Annotated in this window: 1 rRNA gene; it reads left to right on the top strand. The window is 56.6% G+C overall.

Going from position 1 to position 1,608, the window contains the following annotated elements:
- Window positions 1–1,608, top strand: a 23S ribosomal RNA gene (locus CLV36_RS16850); the annotation flags it as partial.

Genomic DNA, 1,608 nt, shown 5'->3' with positions numbered 1-1,608 from the left:
GAGAAGTGGTGGAGCGCTTGGAAGTGAGAATGCCGGTATGAGTAGCGAAAAGAGGGGTGAGAATCCCCTCCACCGTAAGCCTAAGGTTTCCTGAGGAAGGTTCGTCCGCTCAGGGTTAGTCGGGACCTAAGCTGAGGCCGAAAGGCGTAGGCGATGGACAACAGGTTGATATTCCTGTACCACCTATTTTCGTTTGTACGATGGGGGGACGCAGGAGGGTAGGGAATCGCGCGACTGGAAGTGCGCGTCCAAGCAGTGAGGCCGAAAGGATAGGCAAATCCGTCCTTTCTATAGGCTAGGCTGTGATGGCGAGGGAAATCATCAGTACCGAAGTTCCTGATCTCACACTGCCAAGAAAAGCCTCTAGGAGAAAATAGGTGCCCGTACCGCAAACCGACACAGGTAGGCGAGGAGAGAATCCTAAGGTGCTCGGGAAAACTCTCGTTAAGGAACTCGGCAAAATGACCCCGTAACTTCGGGAGAAGGGGTGCCCCGGTAGGGTGAAAGCCCGAGGGGGCCGCAGTGAAGAGGTCCAGGCGACTGTTTAGCAAAAACACAGGTCTCTGCTAAGCCGCAAGGCGATGTATAGGGGCTGACGCCTGCCCGGTGCTGGAAGGTTAAGGGGAAGGGTTAGCGCAAGCGAAGCTCTGAACCGAAGCCCCAGTAAACGGCGGCCGTAACTATAACGGTCCTAAGGTAGCGAAATTCCTTGTCGGGTAAGTTCCGACCCGCACGAAAGGCGTAACGATCTGGACGCTGTCTCAACGAGAGACCCGGTGAAATTGTACTGCCAGTGAAGATGCTGGCTACCCGCGACAAGACGGAAAGACCCCGTGGAGCTTTACTGTAGCCTGATATTGAATCTAGGTACGACTTGTACAGGATAGGTGGGAGTCTGAGAAGCCGGAGCGCCAGCTTCGGTGGAGACGCCGGTGGGATACCACTCTGGTCGTATCGGGGTTCTAACTCGCCGCCGTCATCCGGCGGGAGGACCGTGTCAGGTGGGCAGTTTGACTGGGGCGGTCGCCTCCTAAAAAGTAACGGAGGCGCTCTAAGGTTCCCTCAGCGCGGTCGGAAATCGCGCTCCAGAGTGCAAAGGCAGAAGGGAGCTTGACTGCGAGACCTACAAGTCGAGCAGGGACGAAAGTCGGACTTAGTGATCCGGTGGTTCCGAGTGGAAGGGCCATCGCTCAACGGATAAAAGCTACCCCGGGGATAACAGGCTTATCTCCCCCAAGAGTCCACATCGACGGGGAGGTTTGGCACCTCGATGTCGGCTCATCGCATCCTGGGGCTGTAGTAGGTCCCAAGGGTTGGGCTGTTCGCCCATTAAAGCGGTACGCGAGCTGGGTTCAGAACGTCGTGAGACAGTTCGGTCCCTATCTGTCGTGGGCGTAGGAAATTTGAGAGGAGCTGTCCTTAGTACGAGAGGACCGGGATGGACGCACCTCTGGTGTACCAGTTGTTCCGCCAGGAGCACCGCTGGGTAGCCAAGTGCGGACGGGATAAGCGCTGAAAGCATCTAAGCGCGAAGCCCCCCTCAAGATGAGATTTCCCATTCCCCTGTGGAAGTAAGACCCCTTGTAGATGACGAGGTTGATCGGTCCG

It is taken from the genome of Laceyella sediminis (genome assembly GCF_003003125.1).
GTDB classification, from domain to species: Bacteria; Bacillota; Bacilli; order Thermoactinomycetales; family Thermoactinomycetaceae; genus Laceyella; species Laceyella tengchongensis.
This window is presented reverse-complemented; position numbering and strand designations above follow the sequence as displayed.